Source organism: Aureimonas sp. AU4 (assembly GCF_001463765.1).
GTDB lineage: Bacteria > Pseudomonadota > Alphaproteobacteria > Rhizobiales > Rhizobiaceae > Aureimonas.
Genome location: NZ_BBWK01000103.1, coordinates 1 through 6294 on the forward strand (window position 1 = coordinate 1; position 6294 = coordinate 6294).

Below are 6294 nucleotides of genomic sequence, written 5' to 3' on the forward strand. Positions count from 1 at the left end.
CTCGCGCGTCAACGAAGAAAACATTCACTTGGAACGCGGAACCTCCCACCCTGCTTCAGATCGGAACGCCGCATCTCGGTGATCGGACCTGCATTGTCAGCGGGCGCATACCGTGCGGCCCGCGCCTATCTCAATTGGTCGACGCCGAAGCTGGCCCGGATGGCAGGCGTGGCGGTCAAGACGGTGTTCGATGCGGAGCGCGGACGCCGCGTACCCGCCGTGGACTTAGCTCGCATCGAGCAGGCATTCCGCCACGGTGGGGTCGTCGTCGAACGTTCCGATGGATTGCCGGTCGCCTTGAGATGGGTCACTGACGAGACAAGGGAAACACCCGCATCAGATGCAGTACCTATGACCGGATCGACGCAGTGATAAGGACGCTGCGCCCGTACCCCATCCGCCACCTTCAGACCCCGACCACCAGGATCCACGTATGACGACTGCGACCATCGGGACCAACGTATCGATCATCGGGGGATCCCGACGACAGGATCGACCGATCGGGTTCGTCGCGGCAACCATCGTGCTCGGCCTCACCGCGCTCGCGCTGTCTTGGACGGTGTGGGCCAGCCAATCCCGCACGGCCTCGAGTCAGGCGCAGGGACGACTAAACGGTGCGCTAGCCGAACTCCTCTACACGGTCACGACCGCGCAGAGCAGCATGCGAGGCTTCGTCCTGACCGGCACGGACGCCTTCCTTGATCCCTATCGTCAGGCGTTCGAGGCCTTTCCCTCCGCCCTCGACGCCGTGACCCAAACCCTCGCAGCCGCCCGAGTTGATGGCGAAGAGGTGGAGGTCGTCTCCGATCTCGCTCAGCAGCAGATGACGTTTATCCAGTCCGCGGCCGAGGCCCGAGCCCAAACAGGTTTTGAAGCCGCCTCTGCGCTGGTCGCAAGCGGGGTCGGGCGAGAGATCATGGCGGAACTGCGGTCCGCGACGCGCGAGCTGACCGCCGGATCCAACGCGGTGATCGAGAACAACATGCGGGTCGGCCAAATGCTGGGTTGGACGCAACTAGCGCTCCTGCTACCCGCACTCGGCGCGGCCGGCTATCTCGCAAGGCTGGCGCGGCAACGCCAAGAGCAGGTGCGCGCTGGGGCCGACCTCCTGACCGATGTCATGGAGGCAGCTCCGGTCGGGGTCGCCTTCTTTGATGCCGACCGCCACCTACGGCGTGCCAATGACGAGTTCGCAGGGGTCGTCTCCGCGACCGGTACGGTGACAGCGAAGGACTGGCTCCTGCCGGTCCTCGACCGCGTGCTTGCGACACGAACCAGCCTGAATGAGACGGGGTTCGTCTTCGGCGACGCAGGCGAGCGTCGAGCTGTGGTGTCCGCGTTCCCGACCAGGGGAGCCGACAGGCTAAAGGGCGGGGTCGGCGTCTTCGTGCTGGAGACGACTGAGCAGCAGCGAACGATGGCAGCTCTTGACGAGGCGAGCGCGCAGTTGGCCGCGATTGGCGACAACATTCCCCAGCTCGCTTGGATGGCCGAGCCTACGGGACGCATCGTCTGGCACAACCGCCGTTGGTTCGACTACACAGGAAGCGATGCCGACAGCATGGCGCGCGACGGCTGGTCCAACGTCATCGAGCCCGAGCATACGGAGCGTGTCGATGCAGGCTACCGGTCTGCGGTGGCTACCGGCGAACCCTGGGAGGACACGTTCCCGCTACGCGCTGCGGACGGCACGTACCGTTGGTTCCTGACCCAAGCCGTGCCGATCCGTAACGGGGACGGGCAGGTCGTCCGCTGGTTTGGCACCAACACCGACGTCACCAAGCAGCGGGCCTTGGAGGAGGAGTTTCTGGCGGCCAAGGAGGTCGCCGAGAACGCCAACCGGGCCAAGTCGCAGTTCATTGCCAACATGAGCCACGAGCTGCGCACGCCGCTTTCAGCCGTGATCGGCTATGCCGAGATGCTGGAGGAGGAGGTTGAAGATCTTGGCCAAACCCATCTTCTGCCCGACCTCAAGAAGATCGAGGGCAACGCCCGCCACCTGCTGAGCCTGATCAACGACGTCCTTGATCTCTCGAAGATCGAGGCCGAGCGCATGGACCTCTACGCCGAGACCTTCGACTTGGCGACGGTCCTAGACGAAGTTGGCTCGACGGTCGGGTCACTGATCGGCAAGAAGAGCAACCGCCTCTTGATCGAGCACGACGGTCGGCTCGGCCAGATGCACAGCGATCAGGTCAAGCTTCGCCAGTGCCTCCTGAACCTCCTGTCGAACGCCTCAAAGTTCACGGAAAGCGGCACCATCACCCTGGCCGCCGAACGCTCGACCGTGGGGGACCGGGACTGGATCACCCTGTCGGTCACCGACAGCGGCATCGGCATGACGCCCGAGCAGGTCGAGCGCTTGTTCGAGCGCTTCGCGCAGGCCGACGAGACCACGACGCGTAAGTTCGGCGGCACCGGCCTTGGGCTCGCCATCACGCGGGCCTTCTGCCGCCTGCTCGGCGGCGACATCGGCGTCACAAGTCAGGAAGGGGTCGGCACGACCTTCACGATCCGCATCCCGGCCATCGTGGAGGAGACGATCGACGAGACGGCGATCCCGACGGGCGGCGACACGGCCGTCGCGGGGGCATCCGGCACGGTGCTGGCGATCGACGACGATCCGCATGCGCGCGATCTCGTCACGCGCTTCCTGACCAAGGAGGGCTTCACGGTGCGCACCGCCTCCGACGGGGTCGCCGGACTGGAGATGGCGCGAGCGCTCGTGCCGGACGTCATCCTTCTCGACGTCACCATGCCCAAAAAGGACGGATGGTCGGTGCTCGCCGAGCTGAAGGAGGACCCTCGGCTCTCGGCGGTTCCCGTCGTCATGGTGTCGAGCCTCGACGAGAAGCGCATCGGCTACGCGCTAGGTGCCTCGGACTACCTCGTGAAGCCGGTCGAATGGGATCGCTTGAAGGAGATCATGGACCGCTACCGCGACGCGCCGGGCGGTCTTGTGCTCGCCATCGACGACGACGAGGATACACTCTCGCGCTACGCCATGATGCTGCAACGGCAAGGCTTCGAGTTCGCCTCGGCGACCAACGGTCGGCTCGGCCTGCAACGCGTTGAAGAGCGCCGTCCCGATCTCATCCTGCTCGACCTCAACATGCCGGTGATGGATGGGTTCGACTTCCTAACGGAACTGCGCGCCGATCCAAGCCGCACCGACATTCCCGTCGTTGTGCTGTCTTCGAAGGACTTAAGCGCCGACGAGCGGCAGACGCTGAACGCAGCAGCCGACCAGGTCCTGTCCAAGACCGAGGTCTCGCTGCGCCAACTAGCCGAACGCATTCGAGAGGTTTTGCCGGCTGGTTCTGTACCATCACAGGATGCGCCACCGTTGGATACTGGAGTATCTCTCATCCATCGGCCGACCTCACCCACCAAGTGACGTGGCTGCTTGGCGTATCGCGTTCGGCGGAAGCGGGGATCGGCATGATCGTTGTCGACGAGCACTACGGCTGGGTCCTCCTGGAAGAGGACGGGCGTTTCTATCTCGACGTGCTATGCAGCCACAGTGCGGTGGACTACCTGTTCCTGCTTCGCCTGAGCGACGACGAGGTCGCACTGTGGCGTGATCGCGGGACAGCCTATCTCGACGATCTCGCCTACCGGATTCACTACAGCTCGCCGGGGGTGCAGGGCAGCCGTTCGCCCTACAAGCCGCGCAGTCTGGTCATGACGCCGGAGCGCGAGCGGGTCACCGAGGCCATCAAGCTGCATCGTTTGGCCAGGTCATAGCGCAGCCGATGGATGGCGCAGCGCTCAATGTCTAGTAGCCGCTCAGGCTACGGCAAAAGGCCACGTGCAACCTGGCGCTTCCTACCGAACGCTTCGTTGCCCGACGATCTCCGGGTCCCGTATACGGACGCACAGATCGCTTCGACTTCTCATGCCCGGAGGCCTCGTGCTTCTCCAAGCCCCCGCCGCCCTCGACCTGACGCTCTGCGACCGGGAGCCGATCCATATCCCCGGTTCCATTCAGCCGCATGGCCTACTTCTCGTCACCGATCCGCGGACCGGAATGGTGCAGGCCGTTGCAGGCGACGTTGAGGGACGGCTCACCCCGAACTGGCTCGGCGTTCCGCTGATGGACCTGATCGGCCAGCCGCTCGACACGTCGGCGCTATCGGCAGGCGACGTTGCTGTCCTGGAGCCGTTGATCGGTCAAAAGGAGACGTTCGACATCTCGGCTCATCTATCGGGCGAGCATGTTCTCGTGGAACTCGAACCGGCTGAGGCGGCAGGGGAGCGTCCGCTTGCGATGCTGGCTACGCTGGAATCCGCCAGTCAGCGCTTCGAGCGGGCGATCGGCCTGAGCGACCTGTACCGCGAAGCCGCGGAGGTGTTCCGCGAACTCACCGGCTACGACCGCGTCATGGTCTACCGCTTTCTGGAGGACGAGGCTGGTGTCGTGGTGGGCGAGTCCGACGCGGACGGCGTCGGCTCCTTCATGAACCACCACTTCCCGGCTGGCGACATTCCACGGCAGGCGCGCGATCTGTATGTGCGCAACCGCATCAGGGTCATACCGGACGTCGGCTACGAACCGGCCCCGCTCCGTGGCGGAGAGGCGCCGCTTCATCCGCTCGACCTCAGCGACGCATCGCTGCGCAGCGTCTCCCCGATCCACGTCCAATACCTGCGCAACATGAGCGTCGCGGCGTCCGCCTCGATCTCGATCGTCCGGGACGGGGTGTTGTGGGGACTGATCGCCTGCCACAACCGCACGCCGCGTCACCTGACGCTCGGCACCCGCGTTGCAGCGCGCACGCTGGCCAGCGGCTTGGCGCGTCAGATTCGAGCCAAGGACGAAGCTGTCCTGTACCGCGAGCGCATCCGGTTGCGGGCGAGCGAGGACGCAGCCTGCGCTCGGCTCGGACGTGACACGACGTTGACCGAGTTTTTCCGCGATGCGGGTGCAGACCTGCGCAAGATGCTCGGTGCGGACGGGTTTGCCGCGATCCAGGGCGGCGACTTGTTCACGAACGGGCGCTGCCCGGACGATGATGCGATCCGTGAGCTGGGTTCGTTTGCGCGCCGCTCCGTTCCCCACACGCCAGTTGCGACCGACCGCCTTTCCGAGGAGTTGGCGGAAGCGGAACGATACCGGTCCTTGGCCAGCGGTCTCCTCAGCGTCGTGATGTCGACGGAAGTCCCGACCCTTCTTCTCTGGTTCCGCGCCGAGAAGCTGGAGGTGGTCAACTGGGCCGGCAATCCGCACAAGAATGTAGCCGTTGATCCGACGGCCGTGCTGACGCCGCGCTCGTCCTTCGAGGACTGGACCGAGACCGTCCGCGGTCGGTCGAAGCCGTGGTCTCTGGCTGAGATCGAGTCTGCCGACCGCTTGGTGCGCCGTTTGCGCGAAGAGCGTGCCACGCAACGCCTTCGGGTGCTGAACGAGGAACTGGCGCTCACAATCCGCGAGAATGAGGCATTGATCGGGCAGAAGGACTTCCTTCTCAAGGAAGTCAACCATCGCGTCCAGAACAGCCTTCAGCTCGTCATGACCTTCCTGCGGATGCAGGCGCTGGAGGCGTCCGGCAGCGAGGCCGTGACGCATCTGGCGGAAGCTCAACGACGGATCGGTGCGGTCTCGCTCGTGCATCGCCGGCTCTACACGGGCGCGAGCGTCGAGGTCGTGGATCTCGGACATTATCTGGAGGAACTGGTTGAGGACCTCGTGTCATCGATGGAAGGGGGATGGCGTGAGCGCATCCACTTCGATCTCGTACCTGTTCTGATCTCCGCCGACCGGGCCGTCCCCGTTGGGTTGATCGTGACCGAACTGGTGATCAACGCGAGCAAGTATGCCTACGACGGGCAACCCGGGCCGCTCGCCATCGCGCTCGAGCAGCACCACGATCGCTTCCGACTCATCGTTGCCGATCGGGGAGCGGGCAAGGGATCGACCGTGAAGGGGACGGGGTTTGGCTCGCGTATGCTGCAGGCGGTGGTGTCCCAGATCGGTGGCACGTTGGAGACCCACGACAACCGGCCTGGGCTGCGCACCGTGGTTTCCGCGCCTGTGAGGATGGTTTGGTAGTCGTCGATAACCATAGTCGTGAACCGCTACTATGCTGTCAGGCGATGTCAACTTGCCGGTGACGAACACTCGCTAGCTCTGGTTTCAAACCGGAGGCCAATCGTGACAAATCAAGCGATCGACGATCACATGTATCGTCTCATGGTCGACGCTGTAACCGACTATGCAATCTACATGCTCGACCCAGACGGCGTGGTACGAAGCTGGAACGCCGGCGCTCAGTTAGCCAAGGGCTACGAAGC

4 protein-coding genes are annotated in these 6294 nt (G+C 64.4%); all 4 read left to right on the forward strand.

Features of this window, described 5'->3' with window-relative positions:
- Window positions 1-372: hypothetical protein (locus tag AUL35_RS22790; RefSeq protein WP_210168692.1), on the forward strand; the 372-nt coding region annotated here is incomplete at its 5' end.
- A gap of 61 nt (window positions 373-433) precedes the next feature.
- Window positions 434-3397 (forward strand): response regulator, encoded by a 2964-nt coding sequence (locus AUL35_RS21090; RefSeq protein WP_062018539.1) that lies wholly within the window; start codon window positions 434-436, stop codon window positions 3395-3397.
- Between the two features lie 44 nt (window positions 3398-3441).
- Entirely contained in the window at window positions 3442-3747 is a 306-nt protein-coding gene (locus tag AUL35_RS21095) for a hypothetical protein (RefSeq protein WP_062018541.1), read from the forward strand.
- 151 nt (window positions 3748-3898) lie between these two features.
- A complete protein-coding gene (locus AUL35_RS21100; protein WP_062018542.1) occupies window positions 3899-6052 on the forward strand; it encodes a histidine kinase dimerization/phosphoacceptor domain -containing protein in 2154 nt (717 codons plus the stop codon).
- The last annotated feature ends 242 nt before the right edge of the window (window positions 6053-6294 follow it).